We start from the raw sequence: 743 nt of genomic DNA, 5'->3' as shown, positions 1-743 counted from the left end.
AACTAAACTAGACAGCCACTCTAATTATACAAGCCAAACTGTGTCATAAAATCTTCTTTTTAGCTTAAAAATTTACCTTTCTTAATCGATTCTTTTCATTTAACCCATTAAAAAAAAACATGACCACTATTAAACCTAAATTACACGCATGAAAATAACTGCATGGTGCAGTTGTGATTTATTACTGAATAGTTTTACTGAGCAGTTTAAGTTTATGCTAGAAGCTTTTTGCAGTTACTGATATTCGCGCGCCGTTTTCTGTTTAAGCTTTCACAATAACTTGCTTGTGAGGTAAGCCTGCCTACTGCGCCGTGAAATACGCGTGTAAATTGTGTGCTGAGTTTTAACCAGTTTTCTGGAGAAATATTGACTCTTTCGAGCAAGAGTAATTGTGTACTCTCAATATACCCTCGTTTGTCCTCTCGTATACAGCGCCCTGTTAACTCAACAAGCTCAAGGTACGATTTAAGTTCAAACGGTAGCCCTTTTGGCATAATTTGACGTGGCATGCCTGCAAAGCGGAGCAGTTTTTTTGGTTGTTTGCCCTCTTTTGCGCATATTAGCCGTACTTGAGCACTGGTATGGTCTGATTCTTCTGGTGTCTTTGCCATTTTGGCTCTGACAGGGTTTAAATCCACATACGCCATGCAGGCCGCCAATGCAGCTTCATCTAATAACGCTTGCGAACTAAAACGTCCCTCCCAAAACCTGCCAGTGCAGTTATCTTCTTTATTTGCCCTGCG

General features: G+C 40.2%; 1 pseudogene. It reads right to left on the bottom strand.

The features are described 5' to 3' along the window. Positions 1–212: 212 nt before the first annotated feature. Positions 213–743 (bottom strand): annotated as a pseudogene (locus OIZ54_RS20250) (transposase); the annotation flags it as partial.

It is taken from the genome of Pseudoalteromonas sp. A3, assembly GCF_025942345.1.
GTDB classification, from domain to species: domain Bacteria; phylum Pseudomonadota; class Gammaproteobacteria; order Enterobacterales; family Alteromonadaceae; genus Pseudoalteromonas; species Pseudoalteromonas atlantica.
The sequence above is the reverse complement of the archived record's forward strand: the minus strand, read 5'-3'. Positions and strand labels throughout refer to the sequence as shown.